This window comes from Erythrobacter sp. RANMB8 (genome assembly GCF_056848235.1).
The window spans coordinates 455521-473067 of the sequence record NZ_JBREHG010000002.1 but is presented as its reverse complement, the minus strand read 5'-3'; the positions used below and the strand labels follow the sequence as shown (position 1 = coordinate 473067).

General features: G+C 64.5%; 17 protein-coding genes. 4 read left to right on the top strand and 13 right to left on the bottom strand.

Translation table 11 applies throughout. The features are described from left to right. Positions 1–61: 61 nt before the first annotated feature. From rpsD to ACU0AG_RS05330, 8 genes are all read right to left on the bottom strand, one after another. A complete protein-coding gene (rpsD, locus tag ACU0AG_RS05365) occupies positions 62–676 on the bottom strand; it encodes a 30S ribosomal protein S4 (RefSeq protein ID WP_482781227.1) in 615 nt (204 codons plus the stop codon). A 185-nt stretch (positions 677–861) separates the two neighbouring features. Beyond that, positions 862–1116, bottom strand: a complete 255-nt coding sequence (locus ACU0AG_RS05360) for a hypothetical protein (RefSeq protein ID WP_482781226.1) — start codon at positions 1114–1116, stop codon at positions 862–864. Between the two features lie 83 nt (positions 1117–1199). Then, the gene (locus ACU0AG_RS05355) at positions 1200–1958 is read right to left on the bottom strand and encodes an RNA methyltransferase (RefSeq protein WP_482781225.1); all 759 of its coding nucleotides are present in this window, start codon (positions 1956–1958) and stop codon (positions 1200–1202) included. Between the two features lie 7 nt (positions 1959–1965). Continuing rightward, entirely contained in the window at positions 1966–2427 is a 462-nt protein-coding gene (nrdR, locus tag ACU0AG_RS05350; RefSeq protein WP_482781224.1) for a transcriptional regulator NrdR, read from the bottom strand. An 8-nt stretch (positions 2428–2435) separates the two neighbouring features. Further along, positions 2436–2654, bottom strand: a complete 219-nt coding sequence (locus tag ACU0AG_RS05345) for a hypothetical protein (RefSeq protein WP_482781223.1) — start codon at positions 2652–2654, stop codon at positions 2436–2438. A 10-nt stretch (positions 2655–2664) separates the two neighbouring features. Beyond that, a complete protein-coding gene (glyA, locus tag ACU0AG_RS05340; RefSeq protein ID WP_482781222.1) occupies positions 2665–3990 on the bottom strand; it encodes a serine hydroxymethyltransferase in 1326 nt (441 codons plus the stop codon). Next, positions 3987–4466 carry an RpiB/LacA/LacB family sugar-phosphate isomerase gene (locus ACU0AG_RS05335; protein ID WP_482781221.1) on the bottom strand — a complete coding sequence of 160 codons (480 nt, stop codon included), beginning with the start codon at positions 4464–4466 and terminating at the stop codon, positions 3987–3989. The genes glyA and ACU0AG_RS05335 overlap by 4 nt, the downstream gene beginning before the upstream one ends. Positions 4467–4533: 67 nt before the next feature. Further along, positions 4534–5769: an SEL1-like repeat protein gene (locus ACU0AG_RS05330; protein ID WP_482781220.1), complete on the bottom strand. Its 1236-nt coding sequence runs from the start codon at positions 5767–5769 to the stop codon at positions 4534–4536. A 111-nt stretch (positions 5770–5880) separates the two neighbouring features. Between ACU0AG_RS05330 and ACU0AG_RS05325 the strand changes: the two genes are divergently transcribed. Continuing rightward, on the top strand, positions 5881–7011 hold the full coding sequence (locus ACU0AG_RS05325) for a sterol desaturase family protein (protein ID WP_482781219.1): 1131 nt from the start codon (positions 5881–5883) through the stop codon (positions 7009–7011). Here the strand turns inward: ACU0AG_RS05325 and ACU0AG_RS05320 are convergent. The 5 genes from ACU0AG_RS05320 to ACU0AG_RS05300 all read right to left on the bottom strand — a co-directional run bounded on the left by ACU0AG_RS05320 (position 7008) and on the right by ACU0AG_RS05300 (position 12356). Continuing rightward, positions 7008–7424, bottom strand: a complete 417-nt coding sequence (locus ACU0AG_RS05320; protein WP_482781218.1) for a DUF4870 family protein — start codon at positions 7422–7424, stop codon at positions 7008–7010. The two genes, ACU0AG_RS05325 and ACU0AG_RS05320, sit on opposite strands and share 4 nt — an antisense overlap. An 8-nt stretch (positions 7425–7432) precedes the next feature. Then, positions 7433–9466 (bottom strand): RNA polymerase sigma factor RpoD, encoded by a 2034-nt coding sequence (rpoD, locus tag ACU0AG_RS05315; RefSeq protein ID WP_482781217.1) that lies wholly within the window; start codon positions 9464–9466, stop codon positions 7433–7435. A 73-nt stretch (positions 9467–9539) separates the two neighbouring features. Continuing rightward, positions 9540–11390, bottom strand: a complete 1851-nt coding sequence (gene dnaG / locus ACU0AG_RS05310) for a DNA primase (protein WP_482781216.1) — start codon at positions 11388–11390, stop codon at positions 9540–9542. A 49-nt stretch (positions 11391–11439) separates the two neighbouring features. Further along, positions 11440–11784, bottom strand: coding sequence for a GIY-YIG nuclease family protein (locus ACU0AG_RS05305; protein WP_482781215.1), 345 nt, complete (start codon positions 11782–11784; stop codon positions 11440–11442). Positions 11785–11903: 119 nt separating this feature from the next. After that, entirely contained in the window at positions 11904–12356 is a 453-nt protein-coding gene (locus ACU0AG_RS05300) for a GatB/YqeY domain-containing protein (RefSeq protein WP_482781214.1), read from the bottom strand. Positions 12357–12499: 143 nt separating this feature from the next. Between ACU0AG_RS05300 and carA the strand changes: the two genes are divergently transcribed. Genes carA through carB form a run of 3 tightly spaced genes read left to right on the top strand, consistent with a single transcriptional unit; the run spans position 12500 to position 17512 of the window. Then, positions 12500–13678, top strand: a complete 1179-nt coding sequence (carA, locus tag ACU0AG_RS05295) for a glutamine-hydrolyzing carbamoyl-phosphate synthase small subunit (RefSeq protein WP_482781213.1) — start codon at positions 12500–12502, stop codon at positions 13676–13678. Continuing rightward, complete coding sequence (locus ACU0AG_RS05290; RefSeq protein WP_482781212.1) at positions 13678–14193, top strand: hypothetical protein; 516 nt, start codon at positions 13678–13680, stop codon at positions 14191–14193. Before carA ends, ACU0AG_RS05290 begins: the two co-directional genes overlap by 1 nt. Beyond that, the gene (carB, locus tag ACU0AG_RS05285) at positions 14186–17512 is read left to right on the top strand and encodes a carbamoyl-phosphate synthase large subunit (RefSeq protein ID WP_482781211.1); all 3327 of its coding nucleotides are present in this window, start codon (positions 14186–14188) and stop codon (positions 17510–17512) included. The genes ACU0AG_RS05290 and carB overlap by 8 nt, the downstream gene beginning before the upstream one ends. Positions 17513–17547 lie beyond the last annotated feature (35 nt).

Genomic DNA, 17547 nt, shown 5'->3' with positions numbered 1-17547 from the left:
CCAACGAAAAAGGGCGGCCCGCGAAGGCCGCCCTTTTTGTGTGTCTGCTATCCCCGAAGGATCAGCGCGAGTAGAATTCGACCACCAGGTTCGGTTCCATCGTCACCGGATAGGGCACTTCGTCGAGCTTCGGCACGCGGGTGAACGTCACCTTGTCGTTGCCGTCGGGCTGGACGTAGTCGGGAATGTCACGCTCGGCCAGGCCCTGCGCTTCGATCACCAGAGCCATTTCCTTGGCCTTGCTGCCGAGGCTGATCACGTCACCCACCACCACGCGGCGCGAGGCGATGTTGCACTTCTGGCCGTTCACATAGATGTGGCCGTGGCTGACGATCTGGCGCGCGGCGAAGATGGTCGGCGCGAACTTGGCGCGATACACCACCATGTCCAGACGCTGCTCGAGCAGGCCGATCAGGTTCTGGCTGGTGTCGCCCTTCATGCGCGAGGCTTCGGCATAGGTGCGCTTGAACTGCTTTTCGGTGACGTCGCCGTAATAGCCCTTCAGCTTCTGCTTGGCGCGCAGCTGGAGGCCGTAATCGCTCATCTTGCCCTTGCGGCGCTGGCCGTGCTGGCCGGGGCCGTAGGAACGTTTGTTCACCGGGGAATTCGGGCGACCCCAGATGTTTTCGCCCATCCGGCGGTCAAGCTTGTACTTGGCGCTCTTGCGCTTCGACATAAGTCGTATCCTTCAAATTGCTGGCCTGCCCCTGTGGCAGACATTCAACCCGGCATCGCTCCGTCAGGCATCGTTCCTGACGCGGCCACCGCTTCACCGGGGTGCGGAGCCCATTTGCGAAGCGGCGCGCATAGCAGGAATGCGCGCCGGGTCAAGCATTGAGGGGCAGGATCAGCGCGACCCATTCACCGGGGGTTGTTGAGTTCGCGCCATTCCTCGGTGGTGCGGCAGACCTTGGTCTTGCGGCGGCTTGCGGTTTCCAGCTTCACATAGCGGCAGATGCGCTTGTCCTCGGCAGCGGTGTCGTCCGACTTCGCCTCGGCCGGTTCGGCGCTGTCTTCGGCAGCCGGCGGCGTGGCGGTGTCCGGATCGGCGGCCATCACAGCAAGGGGAGCCACCAGCATGGCGGTGGCGAGCGCAAGCGAACGCAGGGAAATCATCGGCAATCCTGTGTGATTTGAGAGGGGAGCCAGAGAGTTACCCGACAGCGCAGGTCTGTCCACCCTCGTTTCGACCAACGACTTCAACGCCGTGGTTCGCGCTCCATCGCGCTGAGGATGCCGCGCAGGGTGCGCACCTCAAGATGGTTCCAGCCCGGCTTGGTCAGCAGACCGCGCAGCGTGCGGCGGGTCGCCTCGGCGCGGGTTTCGGGAAGGAAATAGTCGCGCGGCTCCAGCAGGCGGGTGAAGTGTTCGATCAGCCCTTCCAGCTCAGCCTGTGGGGCAGGGGGCAGGGTATCCTCGGCGGTCGGTTGCACCAGCGCGCCGCCTGCATCTGCGCCCGCACCGGCCAGTTCGCGGCCCATGCGCGACCATTCATAGGCCACCAGAATCACCGCCTGCGCCAGATTGAGCGAGCCGAATTCCGGATTGATCGGCACGGTCAGGATCGTGCGGGCAAGCGCCACATCCTCGGTTTCCAGCCCCGAGCGTTCCGGGCCGAACAGGATCGCGTGGCGGCCCGCCAGCGTGTGCACCTGCCGCCCGGCCTCGTCAGGGCCGATCACCGGCTTGGTCACGCCGCGCTTGCGCACCGTGGTGGCATGGACATGGGCGCAATCCGCCACAGCCTCTGCCGTGGTGGCATAGACCTTGGCTTCGGCCAGCACCTGATCGGCCCCTGCCGCCGCCGGACCTGCCGAAGGGTTGGGCCAGCCATCGCGGGGGGCGACAAGCCGCATCTCGGTCAGCCCGAAATTGAGCATCGCGCGCGCCGCCTTGCCGATATTCTCGCCCAGCTGCGGGCGCACGAGCACGATCACCGGCTTGTTGAGGTCGGCCATATTCCGCTTAATCCTTGGCGGCTTGCTGGACGGTGCTGGCAAATTCCTCGAAGTCGCGGGCTTCGGAGAAATCGCGATACACGCTCGCAAAGCGGATATAGGCAACCGAGTCGATCTGGCGCAGACCTTCCATCACCAGCTCGCCGATGTGGGACGAGGGCACTTCGGCCTCGCCCGAGGTTTCGACCTGCCGCTGGATGCCGGAAATCAACTGGTCGAGCCGTTCCTGATCGATCCCGCGCTTGCGCGAGGCGAGCGCGATGGATTGTTCGAGCTTGGAACGGTCGAACGGCTCGCGCCGGTCTCCGCTTTTCACCACCACAACCTCGCGCAGTTGCACCCGTTCGAAGGTGGTGAACCGCGCCCCGCAGGACGAGCACTGCCGCCGCCGCCGGATCGAGGCATTATCCTCGGTCGGGCGGCTGTCCTTCACCTGGGTATCGTCATGGGCACAAAAGGGGCAGCGCATTCAGGGGGTTATTTCTTCAATCTCTGATAAAGTGCGATGCCTGCGCCGGCCAGACCGCCAAGGATCGGACCACCGATGATCAACGCACCGGCGACCGCGCCGATACCCGCACCGATCAGCACCGGCTTGGTAGAGGGATGGTGCATGCCTTCCTTGGCCATGCCGGTGATTTCGGCCTTGGCGTCTTCAACCCATTCGGGGGTCTGGCGCGGTTCGTGATCGTTCATCGCGGGGGCCTCACATGCCGGGATAGACAGGGAATGCGGCGCACAGCTCGCTGACGCGGGCGCGCACGCTCTGTTCGATCTGCGCGTCGCCTTCGGGGCCGTTTTTGGAAAGGCCTTCAACCACTTCGGCGATCAGCTTGCCGATCGTGCGGAACTCGGCCGGACCAAAGCCGCGGGTGGTGCCGGCAGGGGTGCCCAGACGGATGCCGCTGGTGACGAAGGGCGAACGGGTGTCGTAGGGGATGCCGTTCTTGTTGCAGGTGAGGAAGGCGCGGTCGAGGCCCTTCTCGGCGTCCTTGCCGGTGACGTCCTTTGCGGTGAGGTCAACCAGCATCGAATGGTTGTCGGTGCCGCCCGAAACGATGCGCAGGCCGTTTTCCTCAAGGCTCGCCGCCAGCGCGCGGGCGTTTTCGACGATGCGGTGGGCATAGGCGCTGAATTCGGGCTGCAATGCCTCGCGGAAAGCCACCGCCTTGGCCGCGACGACGTGCATCAGCGGGCCGCCCTGAAGGCCGGGGAACACCGCCATGTTGAGCGGCTTGGTGTACTTCTCGTCATTCCACAGGATTATGCCCGAGCGCGGACCGCGAAGGCTCTTGTGGGTGGTCGAGGTGACGATGTCGCAATGCGGGAAGGGCGAGGGGTGCGCGCCGCCTGCGACGAGGCCGGAGATATGGCTCATGTCGCACAGCAGCACCGCGCCCACTTCATCGGCGATGGCGCGGAAGGCGGGGAAATCCCAGGTGCGCGAATAGGCCGTGCCGCCGCAGATGATGATCTTCGGCTTGTTTTCCCGTGCCTTGGCCGCAACCTCCTCCATGTCGATGGTCTCGGTCTCGCGGGAAACGCCGTAGGAGACGACGTTAAACCACTTGCCGCTCATGTTCACGGGCGAGCCGTGGGTGAGGTGGCCGCCGGAGTTCAGGTCGAGGCCCATGAAGGTATCGCCCGGCTGAAGCAGAGCGAGGAACACCGCCTGGTTCATCTGCGAGCCGGAATTGGGCTGCACGTTGGCAAAATTGCACCCGAACAGCTGCTTGGCGCGTTCGATGGCGAGGGTTTCGACCACATCGGCATAATCGCAGCCGCCGTAGTAACGCTTGCCCGGATAGCCTTCGGCATACTTGTTGGTGAACACCGAGCCGGTCGCTTCGAGCACGGCGCGGCTCGCGATGTTTTCGGACGCGATCAGTTCGATCTTGTCGCGCTGGCGGGCGAGTTCCTTGGCCACGGCTGCCGCGATTTCAGGATCGGCGGTGGCAAGATCATCCTTCCAGAACCCGTCCATCTGCTGGACTGCGGTGCGGGCGGCGAAATCTACGGGCGCGGTGCTCATTGATGGGTCTCGATATGATCGGGCTGGAACGGGGGCTTGCCGAGCTTGCCGACGCGGCGCTGGTGGCGTCCGGCCGGATCGCCGGCATCGGCGAATTCGGTATCAAGGAAAGTTGCAACGCAGGCTTTGGCCATCTCTATCCCTACGAGACGCGCGCCCATTGCGATGCAATTGGCATCATTATGTTCGCGGGCGAGGGCGGCCGACAGCGGCTCGCTGACCAGAGCGCAGCGCACCTGCGGGTGGCGGTTGACGCTGATCGAGATGCCGATGCCGCTGCCGCACAGCGCCACCCCGAATTCGACCGTGCCTTCGGCAATGATCTCGGCCAGACGATAGCCGTAATCGGGGTAATCGACGCTCACCCCCGGTTCGGGGCCGAGGTCGGCGACCTCGTGGCCTTCCTCGATCAGCCATTCGGCAAGATCGGCCTTGAGTTCGGTGGCGGCGTGGTCTGAGGCGATGGCGATGCGCATGGCTGCCCCATAGTCGCATAGGCCGGGATTCTCCACCCCGTAGCAGCGCTTTTTGGGCAGGAATGTCTCAGCGCGCGGCCATCAGGTATTCGCGGGCCTGCGCATGGGCGTAGGGCTCGTATTCCTCGTCCTCGGGCAGTTCCAGCGCGCGGGTGTAAAGGCGATGCGCTTCGGCCCGGTCGGCCGCGGCACCGGCGGGTATCGCGCCGGCCCGTTCGGCATGGTTCTTCGCCGCGGTTGCGCAGATTTCCGCCGAGGGCCGGAGCATTTTCAGGCAGGCATGGTCAAACGCCATGATGAAAGGCTCCACATCGGAAGGCCTGATCTGGTTGCCATATTCGAACATCAGCCAGCAGGATCCCTCGACCCCGCCGGTGCAGGCGCGCATGTCGAACAGGAAGATGGTGCTGCGGTCGGCCTCTTTGCCGGCGGGCGCTTTGCGCAGGATGTTGGCGACGCCGGTGCAATCTGCCTGTCGCATCCAGCAGGCGCGTTCGAACAGGCTGTACATCTTGTCCCACCCGGCAGCGCTTTCGTCCAGCCGGTTGGCGAGATCGCCCGCTGTCATGCAGCCTTCCGCAACCCCGCCATCGCAGGCCTTTTCGCCCAGTTCGGCGATGTAGAAAGCCTCTGCCTCGCCGCGCTGCTGCCTGACCCATGCTGCCAAGACGTTACAGGCCCCGGCCTTGCCCGCCTGGCATTCGGCATCCATCGCCGTTTCGGCGGCGGCTTCGAAGCGCCCAGCGGCGGCCTTGTCGCGCACGGCTGAAACCGAGATGTTGGTCAGCTGATAGCCATTGCGGCACGCCGCGCCAAAGCCGTGATCGAAACAGGCCTTGGCATAGAGGCCGACGGCGCGGGGCTGATCCTGAAGCGCGGACTGCCCCTCCAGCATTGTCCCCAACCAGTGGCAGGCGAGCGGGGTGCCCTCGTCGCAGGTCTTGCCGAGCATCGCTGCGGCCTGCTTCCGGCGCGCCTCTGCCAGCGGGAGATCCTGCGCCTTGTCGTGGCGGAAGCTGGCGATGAACGCCTCGCGCTCGCAGCCGATGTCCGAACCCAGATCGCAGGCCTTGCGGAAGGCGGCAGCGGCAGCATCCACATCGACCATCTGCGCCCGCCCTTCGAGCGCGGCAAGGCCGGTGACGAGGCAGGCGAGCGAATCGCCCTTCTCGCAGGCGGACGGGGCGCGGCGCACGGCATCATCGGGGATCACCGCACCATTGGGCAAAACCACCTGCGCTGTCGCCGGTGCCGCCACAGCCAGCACCAGCCACGCCAGCACCAGACGCCTCAAACCCTTCATAAAGCCCCCCGATCACATCTGATCCGGCTAGGGCTGCCGCAGCAATAGCGTCAAGGCCCGGAACGGGGGGGTTAGCCATTCCTTCGCCAATTGCGGCGATAATCCTGCCGCATGAGCGCAGAGCAATGGTTGAACCGCACCTTGGGCGATGATGCCCCGCGCCGTTTCGGCAGCGGGTGGATCAGCGGTGTGCTGGGCATTGTGCTTGCCCTGCTGGCGCTGCTGGCGGTGTTGTGCCTGCACTTTCCGCAATATCTCACGCTGCCCGAACTGCGCAGCCGCTATCCGCTGGGGCTGGTGCGGCTCGCGATCGATGTGGGGCTGCTGGCGGCGATGGGGCTGGCGGGGCTTTCGATGCTGCTGCGCCGGAAGAAGGCGCTGGGGGCGGCGGGCCTTGCGCTTGCGGGGGCGGCCTTGGCCTTGGGGGCAGGGGGCGTGGAGATTCCGCGCGGGCAGGCCAGTGCGGTCTATCTCGGGATCGACTGGTTCGTGCTCGGCGTGCTGACCACCGCGGCGGTGTTCGTGCCGCTGGAGCGCGCCTTTCCGCTGCGCCGCGAGCAGGGCGCGTTCCGGCGGGGCTGGCTGACCGACACGCAGTATTTCTTTGCCAGCCACGTGCTCGCACAGGTGATGAGCGTGGCGGTGCTGGCCCCCGCGGTGATGCTGGGGAGCGTGCTGGCCGTGCCTTCGGCGCAGGGCGTGGTGCAGAGCCTGCCTGTGCCGGTGCAGTTTGCGCTCGCCGTGCTGGTCGCGGATCTGGCGCAATATGGCGTGCACCGTGCCTTCCACGCGATCCCCTTCCTGTGGCGGTTCCACAAGGTGCACCATTCGGTCGAGACAATGGACTGGCTCGCCGGATCGCGGCTGCATCTGGTCGATGTGGTCGTGACGCGGGGCCTCGTGCTGTTGCCGCTGATGGTGCTGGGGTTCGAGACGGGAGCGGTCTATGCCTATCTCGCTTTCGTCAGCTTCCACGCGGTGTTCATCCACGCGAACTTCGCGCCCCGTTCACGGTGGCTTGAGCGGTGGATCGCTGGCCCACGCTTCCACCACTGGCACCACGGGATCGAGCCGGAGGCGCGGGATGTGAACTTTGCCGTGCACCTGCCGGTGATCGACCGCTGGTTCGGGACGTATCACATGCCGGACGGGCGCTGGCCTTCGGGCTACGGCATTGCAGGCGAGCGTGCGCCCGAAGGCTGGGCGCGGCAGCTGGTGTGGCCGTTCGGGAAACCGCTCTAGAACAGCAGCGTTGCCGGGTTCGGCATCGGCTCCCGCGCCACGGCCCGCGCCATCGACAGCACGCTGCGGATGCCGAACTGGCCAAGAACCGCCATCACCGCCAGACCGGCGACGAGCGCGACCGGAAGGCCGACATGCTCATCCGCACCAAGCGTCATGAATGCCGCCAGCGCGAGCACCACAATGATCACGCAAAGCCCCAGCGCTATCCCGAAGGTCCGCGCCAGATAGCGATAGTGGCTCATTTCCCAATCTTCGGCAGGCTCGCGCCGGAAGATGAAGGCGAGCGGCACTGCCACCAGCAACATCACCGGCAGAAAGAAGCTGGCGAGATAGAGCACGGCGACAATGAACGGCCGGTTGCCCAGCGTATCGGCGAGCCAGTTCGAACCATTGCCGCGCTGGCCCGCCATTGACGGCCTCACTGATCGAGGAAGCTGCGCATCTTGCGCGACCGGCTCGGGTGCTTGAGCTTGCGCAGCGCCTTGGCTTCGATCTGGCGAATACGCTCGCGGGTCACCGAGAACTGCTGGCCGACTTCCTCCAGCGTGTGGTCGGTGTTCATCCCGATGCCGAAGCGCATCCGCAGCACGCGTTCTTCACGCGGGGTGAGCGACGCCAGCACGCGGGTGACGGTTTCCTTGAGGTTCGCCTGAATCGCGGCATCCACCGGGATGATCGCGTTCTTGTCCTCGATGAAATCGCCGAGGTGGCTGTCTTCCTCGTCCCCGATGGGGGTTTCGAGGGAGATCGGCTCCTTGGCGATCTTCATCACCTTGCGCACTTTTTCGAGCGGCATGGAGAGGCGCTGCGCCATTTCCTCAGGCGTCGGCTCGCGGCCTTCCTCGTGGAGGAACTGGCGGGAAGTGCGCACCAGCTTGTTGATCGTCTCGATCATGTGCACCGGAATACGGATGGTGCGGGCTTGGTCCGCGATCGAGCGGGTGATCGCCTGCCGGATCCACCAGGTGGCGTAGGTCGAGAACTTGTAGCCGCGGCGGTATTCGAACTTGTCGACCGCCTTCATCAGACCGATATTGCCTTCCTGAATGAGATCAAGGAATTGCAGGCCACGGTTGGTGTATTTCTTGGCGATGGAAATCACCAGACGCAGGTTCGCCTCGACCATTTCCTTCTTGGCGATCCGCGCCTCGCGCTCGCCCTTCTGCACCATGTTGACGATGCGGCGGAACTCGGGGAGGCTCATGCCCGTCTGCGCGGCGATATCGGCGATTTCGCTGCGGATGCGCTCGATCGCGTCTTCCTCGCGCTCGGCGAAGGCGGCCCACTTCTTGTCCTTCTTGGCGCGTTCCTTGATCCACGCGTCGTCCATCTCGTTGCCCATATAGGCGTTGAGGAAGTCCATCCGCTTGACCTTGTGACGCTCGGCAAGGCGGAGCATCTGCCCGCCCAGCGTGGTCAGGCGGCGGTTGAAGGCATAGAGGTTGTCGACCAGGAATTCGATCTTGGTCGCGTGAAACTGCACGCTTTCGACCTCGGCGGTCAGCTCTTCGCGCAGGTTCTCGTACTTGGTTTCCTTGGCGGGCGGGAAGGCGTTGCCGGCTGCCAGCGTATCGACGCGTTCGGCCTGAAGCTTTTCGAAGGCGTTGAACAGGGTGGTGATGCGGGCAAAGCGTTCGAGCGCCTCGGGCTTCAGCGCGGCTTCCATTTGCGCGAGCGAGAGGGTGTTGTCTTCCTCCTCTTCCTCCTCGCGCTTCACGCGGGGCTCGCCGTCCTCGTCCTCGTCGGATTCCTCGGCCTCTTCCTCGACCTCGTCATCCTCGCGGATGGTCGGGCCGGCGGTGGCTTCGGAGATTTCGTCGTCGTCATCATCCTCGGCGCCCTCGGCCATCTTCTCGGCCGGGGGTTCCTTGGAGAGCATGGCGTCGAGATCGAGGATCTCGCGCAGCTGCATGTCGCCGTTGTTGAGCGCTTCGGACCACTGGATGATCGCGTGGAAGGTGATCGGGCTTTCGCACAGGCCCATGATCATCATGTCGCGCCCGGCCTCGATCCGCTTGGCGATGGCGATTTCGCCCTCGCGGCTGAGCAGTTCGACCGCGCCCATCTCGCGCAGATACATGCGCACCGGATCATCGGTGCGTTCGCCCGTGGCGAGCTTGCGGTTGGCGGCGCGGGCGTCCTTGGCGGGGCCTTTCTTTTCGCCATCCTCGTCATCGTCGTCATCATCGTCGTCAGCGACGATATCCTCGACCTCGCCGTCCTCGCCCTCGGCTTCCGCTTCGGCGTCTTCGTCGGTCTCGACGATCTGCACACCCATTTCGGAGAGCGCGGTCTGGATGTCCTCGATCTGGTCGGGGCTCATTTCGCCCGAGGGCAGCGCCTCGTTCAGCTCGTCATAGGTGACATAGCCGCGCTTGCGGGCCTTGCTGATCAGCTTCTTGATCGAAGCCTCGTTGAGATCGATCAGCGGGGCGTCTTCCTTCTCGGCCATATTCTGTATGTCTATCCGTTGCCGGGCGGCCCGCCGGATCGGAAGGCCGCCTGTTGATCCCATGTCCGCCCGGTCAGGCGGTATCCTTGCCCGCGGCCGGCAGACCGGCCTTGCGCCGCCCGAAGCTTTTCAGGCGTTCTTCGACTGTCATGAGCTGTGCACGCAAACGCGATTGTTCGGCAAACGATCCTTCCGGATCGCTGTCGAAACGCGCAATGGTGGCCGCAAGCGCAGCCTCAAGCGCCGGCCGTTCGACCAGCAGCGACACAGCTTCAGCCAGTTCCTCACACGCAGCGCCGGGATCGGTGCCTTCATCAAGAAAGGCGTAGCGGATATCTGCCGGCGGGGCAGGTTGGCCTTGCGCCGTGCATATGGCGTCTGCCCCGTGCGAATCAAGCGTTTCTGCAAGTTCGAACAGCGATTCGATCAGGTCGGCGGTTTTGCGGTCATGCCGGGCAAGGGCCGAAAGCGCCTCGGCATGGCGGTTGATCTGGTCGGGAAAGCGGGCGAGCCCGGCGATCACGGCGTCAAGCAACCCCTGCCGCTGGCCGCCTGCCATGATGCCGGAAAGCTGCGAACGGGCCGCCTCGGAAAGCCCCTGCGGCTGCGGTGTCCACTTGCGCTGGACACCTTGCGGCGCCTGCTGGCGGGGTGCGCGCGGGGGGTAGGCGAAGGCGGAAAAGCGGTCTGACAGCTCGCGGCGGTAGAGGCTCTTGATCTCAGGATCGGCGATGGTCTCGACATGCGCCATCAGTCGCGCCTTCAGCCCCGCCTTGGCTTCGGGCGTGGCGAGGGGCTGGGCATCGCGCTCCACCTCCCACAGCGTATCGATCAGACTGGCGGGCGCGGCGAGCAGCCGCTCCATCGCGCCCTTGCCCTGCTGCTTCAACAGATCGTCCGGATCGAGCCCGGCAGGCAGGCGCACGATCCCCAGCGAGCGCATCGGCGCCAGCATCGGCAGCGCCCGCGCAATCGCCCGCATCGCCGCCCTCTGCCCCGCCGCATCGCCATCGAAACACAGCACCGGCACCTCGACCATGCGCCACAGCATCTCCAGCTGCATTTCGGTGAGCGCCGTGCCGAGCGGCGCGACCGCATCCGCGATCCCCGCATTGGCGAGCGCGATCACATCCATGTAGCCTTCAACCACCACCACGCGCCCGCTCTGGCGGGCAGCGGGCGCGGCGCGGTGGAGGTTGTAGAGCGTGCGGCCCTTGTCGAACAATTCGGTGTCGGGCGAGTTGAGATATTTCGCTACCCCGTCGCGCTTGTCGAGGACCCGCCCCCCGAAGGCGATCACCCGCCCGCGCGCGTCCTGAATGGGCAGCATGACGCGGCCGCGGAAGCGGTCGTAACGCTCGCCCGCCTCGTTGGCGGCGCGCATCCCTGCGCCTTCGAGCATATCCTCGCCGAATTGCGACAACGCTTTGGGCAGCGCCTGCCGGTCATCGGGCGCCCAGCCGAAGCCGAATTCACGCATGATCGCGGGGGAGAATCCGCGCCGTGCCAGGTATTCCCGCGCCGCGCCGCCGGAAGGCCCGGCAAGGCTTTCGACGAAGAACCGCTGCACTGCCTCGGTCACATCGATCAGGCTGGCACGTTGTTCGGCGCGGCGGGCCATCTGCGGATCGGGCGCGGGGACGTCCATCCCGGCCATTCCGGCAAGTTCCTTGACCGCGTCCATGAACCCAAGGCCCGCATGATCGACCATCCAGCCGATCGCATCGCCGTGCGCCCCGCAGCCGAAGCAGTGGTAGAAGCCCTTCTGGTCGTTGACGTAGAAGCTCGGCGTCTTCTCGTCATGGAACGGGCAGCACCCCTTCCACTCCCGCCCCGCCCGCGTCAGCTTGACCGTGCGCATGACAAGCGACGACAGCGTGATCCGCGCACGCAGCTCGTCCTTCCATTGCGGGGTGATGGCCATGGGCTTCTACTGCCCCTCAAGTCCGTGCGTGTCGAGCCCTTCGGCAGGCTCAGGATGAACTGCCGACTTCGTCGTCAGTCGAGACACCTTGCGGCGGAGCGTCTGTGGATCGTTCGGATGGCGGCTTGGCAAAGTGAGACAAGGCCTGCCAGTCGGAACGGGCAAGCGCTTCCTTCTTGGCCCTTGACCACTTCTCGACCTTCAGCTCGGTTTCCAACGCTTCGTGGCGGGTCGGGAAGTATTGTGCCCAAAGCAATGCCACCGGACGGCGCTTTGACGTGAACTCCGAAAATCCGCCATGATGGTGCTCGGCCAGACGGCGTTCCAGATCATCGGTGTGGCCGGTGTAATAGAGGCCGTCAGAGCAGCGCAGAATGTAGCACCAGAAGGCCATGTCCTCACCCTAACCGTTCGCCTCGAGCGAAGTCGAGAGGCCTTTGCCCCAAGGCAAGGAGTGTCTCGACTACGCTCGACACGAACGGAGGTTGCTTAAGATGTCCGGGGCGACGATAATCAGGAAAGCGCCGCCTTTACCAGCGTGCTCGCCAGCTTGCCATCGAGCACCGCGCCGTGGCGGGCCTTCAGTTCGGCCATGACGGTGCCCATGTCCTTCATGCTCGACGCGCCCGTCTCGGCCTTGATCGCCTCGATCGCGGCCTTGGTCGCGGCCTCGTCCATCATCTGCGGCAGGAATTCCTCGATCACGGCGAGTTCGGCCTTTTCCTTGTCGGCCAGTTCCTGCCGCCCGCCGCTTTCATACATCTCGATCGATTCGCGGCGCTGCTTGGCCATCTTCTGGAGCACGCTGACCACCAGTTCATCATCGGGAATCGCCTTGCCACTGGTGCGCTCCTCGATATCGCGGTCCTTGATCTTGGCGCTGATCTGGCGGAGCGCGGCGGTGCGGTCTTTCTCACCCGCCTTCATCGCTGCGATGGTGGCGGCCTTGATATCGTCACGGATCATTACGTCATTTCCTGTGGATTGGGGTATGGTGCGCGCCTCTAACGCAAATATCGGGCCTAGCCTAGGTTGACGCGGGGGGTGCTTGGCCCTAGCGGGCAAAACTTAGCAACATCGCTGGCAACACCCGCAAACGGAGCGCCCCAATGGCCGACCCCGCAACTTTTCGTGCGCAACCTTCAGGGGCGACCGGCGTTCTGGTTCTTGCCGATGGCACCGTAGTCTGGGGCCGCGGCTTCGGCGCAACCGGAAGCGCGGTGGGCGAGGTGTGCTTCAACACCGCCATGACCGGCTATCAGGAGGTGATGACCGATCCTTCCTACGCCGCCCAGATCGTCACCTTCACCTTCCCGCACATCGGCAATGTCGGCGCGAACGGCGAGGATATCGAGAGCAAGGTCGAAGGCGCGGTCGGCTGCGTGGTGCGCGAGGACGTGACCGAGCCGAGCAATTTCCGCAGTATCGAGCGTTTCGCCGACTGGATGGTGCGCAACGGCAAGATCGGCCTTTCGGGGGTCGATACCCGTGCGCTCACCCGCCGCATCCGCCAGTCCGGCGCACCCAACGCGGTGATCGCGCACGCGCCGGACGGCAAGTTCGATCTGCCTGCGCTGCTTAGGCGCGCACAGGAATGGCCGGGGCTGGAAGGCATGGACCTCGCCATCCGCGTCACCCGCGAGGGGCGCGAGGGCTGGGAGGGCGGCTACTGGACGCTCGGCAAGGGATACGGACGGGCGGCGTTCGATGCCAAGCCGCACGTGGTCGCGATCGATTACGGCGCGAAGGACAATATCTTCCGCAATCTGGTGAAGGCCGGTGCGCGGGTGACGGTGGTGCCGGCCAAGACCTCGTTCGACGAGGTCATGGCTCTGAAGCCCGACGGCGTGTTCCTCTCCAACGGCCCGGGCGATCCGGCGGCGACCGGGGAATATGCCGTGCCGGTGATCCGCGCGCTGCTCGACGCCGACGTGCCGCTGTTCGGCATCTGCCTTGGCCATCAGATGCTCGCGCTGGCCGCGGGCGCCAAGACGATCAAGATGCACCAGGGCCACCGCGGCGCAAACCACCCCGTCCAGCGGGTTGGCGAGGGCTGGGGGGAGACCACCGGCCTCGTCGAGATCACCTCGATGAACCACGGTTTTGCTGTGGATGCCGCGACTTTGCCCGAGGGAGTGGAGCAGACCCATGTGAGCCTGTTCGACGGGACGAACTGCGGCATCGCGATCAAGGGCAAGCGGGCGTTTGCGGTGCAGTATCATCCTGAGGCGTCACCGGGGCCGCAGGACAGCTTCTACCTGTTCGAGAAGTTCGTGGGGGGGCTGTGATGGCGCTGTGCGACAACATCCGGATCAGACAGCAGGGCGATCTAGATGGCCTTTGCGGGGTGTATTCTATCGTTCACTTTGTGCTTCGCTATAAGTGTACGGATTCTGGCCTGGTAGCGAGCAGAGTTTTCAACCTTACGCTGGAAGGTCTAGCAAATGCTAATGCATTGCTGCCGCAGAAAATCAGAGGCGGCATTGGTCAAGGGAAGCTCCGTCAAGCATTTGATTACATGGCAGAGCACGAAAGGCTCCCAGTCCGAGCACATACTCTCTCGAGCTATTCGCGTCGTTTCGACGCAAGCAACGTTTTCGAAGTTCTCAGGGAATTGAAATCGAATGAAGGTGTGATGGCTCTTATTCCGGCACCGCAGCACTGGGTGCTCGCTCATTCCCCCAAAGCAAAGACTTTCTTGATCGACGACTCGGCTGAAGGGCGTGTCCGCCAAGTTACCGGCAACACCATCGCTCACCGTCAATTCTCCTCTACCAAAGGTCTTGTATTCGCCAATGCCTAGAAGAACCGACATCTCCTCGATCCTCGTCATTGGCGCTGGCCCGATCATCATCGGGCAGGCCTGCGAGTTCGATTACTCCGGCACGCAGGCGATCAAGGCGTTGAAGGAGGAGGGCTACCGGGTCATCCTCGTCAACTCCAACCCCGCGACGATCATGACCGACCCGGAGTTTGCCGACGCGACCTATATCGAGCCGATCACGCCCGATATCGTCGCCAAGATCATCGCCAAGGAACGGCCCGATGCGCTGCTGCCCACGATGGGCGGGCAGACCGCGCTGAACTGCGCGCTCAAGCTCGATGAAATGGGCGTGCTGGCCGAATACGGCGTCGAGATGATCGGCGCGAAGGCCGACGCGATCGACAAGGCGGAAAACCGCCAGCGGTTCCGCAATGCGATGGACAAGATCGGGCTGGAATCCGCCCGCTCCGGCGTCGCCAACACGCTCGAACAGGCGCGCGAGATCCTCGAACGCACGGGCCTGCCCTCGATCATCCGGCCCAGCTTCACCCTCGGCGGCACGGGGGGCGGGATCGCCTACAACAAGGCCGAATTCGACCAGATCGTGCGCGAGGGCCTCGACGCCTCGCCCACCACCGAAGTCCTGATCGAGGAATCGCTCCTCGGATGGAAGGAGTTCGAGATGGAGGTGGTGCGCGACCGCAAGGATAACGCGATCATCGTCTGCTCGATCGAGAACGTCGATCCGATGGGCGTCCACACCGGCGATTCCATCACCATCGCCCCGGCGCTGACGCTGACCGACAAGGAATACCAGATCATGCGCAACGCGAGCATCGCGTGCCTGCGCGAGATCGGGGTGGAGACGGGCGGATCCAACGTCCAGTTCGCGGTCAATCCCAAGGATGGCCGCCTGATCGTGATCGAGATGAACCCGCGCGTGTCGCGCTCCTCGGCGCTGGCTTCGAAGGCGACGGGCTTCCCCATTGCCCGCGTCGCGGCCAAGCTGGCGGTCGGCTACACGCTCGATGAACTCACCAACGAGATCACCGGCGCGACGCCTGCCAGCTTCGAGCCGACCATCGACTACGTCGTGACCAAGATCCCGCGCTTCGCCTTCGAAAAGTTCAAGGGCGCGGCCAATGACCTTTCGACTGCGATGAAATCGGTCGGCGAGGTGATGGCGATCGGTCGCAGCTTCCAGGAATCGATGCAGAAGGCGCTGCGGGGGCTGGAAACGGGCCTCGACGGGTTCAACCGCGTGCCCGAGCTGGAAGGCCAGCCCCGCGATGTGATCAACGCCGCCCTGTCGCGCCGCACGCCCGACCGGCTGCTGAAGGTCGGACAGGCCTTCCGCGAGGGGCTGTCGGTGGAAGAGATCGCCGCTGTCACCTTCTACGATCCGTGGTTCCTGCGCCAGATCGAGCAGATCATCGCCGCCGAACGCGAAGTGCAGAAGGATGGCCTGCCCCGCGATGCAGCTGGCCTGCGCCGCCTCAAGGCGATGGGCTTTTCCGACAAGCGGCTCGCGACCCTCGCTGTGCGCTCTGTCGGGGTGGCGGGGGGCTTGGCCGAAACGCAGGCCAAGCGTTCGGGGCTGCTCCACGATGCGCTGGTCGCCATGGCTGGCGCAACGAGCGAGGAAGAGGTGCGCGCCCTGCGTCACAAGCTCGGCGTCTATCCCGTGTTCAAGCGGATCGACAGCTGCGCCGCCGAGTTCGAGGCGATCACGCCCTACATGTATTCGACCTACGAAGCCCCCAGCTTCGGCGAACCCGAATGCGAAGCCGTACCGTCAGACCGGCGCAAGATCGTCATCCTCGGCGGCGGACCGAACCGGATCGGGCAGGGGATCGAGTTCGATTACTGCTGCGTCCATGCCTGTTTCGCGCTGGCCGAACAGGGCTTCGAGACGATCATGGTCAACTGCAACCCCGAAACCGTCTCGACCGATTACGACACCTCCGACCGGCTCTATTTCGAGCCGCTCACGGCGGAAGACGTGCTCGAAATCCTGCGGGTGGAACAGCAGAACGGCGAGCTGGTGGGCGTGATCGTCCAGTTCGGCGGGCAGACCCCGCTGAAACTGGCGCAGGCGCTGGAAGATGCGGGCATCCCGATCCTCGGCACCTCGCCCGATGCGATCGACCTTGCCGAAGACCGCGAACGCTTTGCCAAGCTGGTCAGCAAGCTGAAGCTGAAGCAGCCCGACAACGGCATCGCCCGCAGCCGGGATGAAGCCGCTGCCGTGGCGGCGCGGATCGGCTATCCGGTGCTGCTGCGTCCGTCCTACGTCCTTGGCGGCCGCGCGATGGAAATTGTCGACAGCGAAGCCCAACTCGACAGCTACATCGCCACGGCGGTGAATGTGTCGGGCGATAGCCCTGTGCTTATCGACCAGTATCTGCGCGATGCGATCGAATGCGATGTCGATGCGCTGTGCGATGGCGATGAAGTGCGCGTGGCGGGCGTGATGCAGCATATCGAGGAAGCGGGCGTGCATTCGGGCGACAGCGCCTGCACCCTGCCGCCCTATTCGCTGCCCGCAGAGGTAATCGCCGAGATGGAGCGGCAGGCCGAGGCGCTGGCGTTCGCGCTGGGCGTCAAGGGCCTGATGAACATCCAGTTCGCGGTGAAGGACAACACCGTTTACCTGATCGAGGTCAACCCTCGCGCCAGTCGCACCGTGCCGTTTGTGGCGAAAGCCATCGGTCAGCAGGTCGCCAAGATCGCGGCGCGGGTGATGGCGGGCGAAAAGCTCGCCACCTTCCCGCCGTTCAAGCGCGAGCTGGATTACATGGCGGTGAAGGAAGCGGTGTTCCCGTTTGCGCGCTTCCCCGGTGCCGATCCGGTGCTCAGCCCCGAAATGAAGTCCACCGGCGAGGTGATGGGGATCGATTCCAGCTTCGAGGCGGCCTTCCTCAAATCGCAGCTCGGCGCCGGGATGGTGCCGCCGCAATCGGGCACGGTGTTCGTCAGCGTCAAGAACACCGACAAGACCGCGATTGTCCCTGCTGTGCGCCAGCTGATCGACAAGGGTTTCCGCGTGATCGCCACCGGCGGCACGCAAAGCTTCCTTGCCGAACAGGGGCTTGCCGTGGAGCGCGTGAACAAGGTGGCCGAAGGGCAGCCGCACATCGTTGACAAGATCATCGATGGCGACATCGCGCTGATCTTCAACACCACCGAAGGCTGGCAATCGCTGATGGACAGCAAGTCGATCCGTCAGGCGGCGCTGGCGAACAAGGTGCCTTACTATACCACGGCAGCCGGATCGGTCGCGGCAGCGGCGGCGATTTCGGCGATCAGCCCCGATCAGCTTGAAGTCCGCTCGTTGCAGGACTATTATGCAACCTGACTGAGACTTTCCCCCGACATCGAAAGCGCCTCATG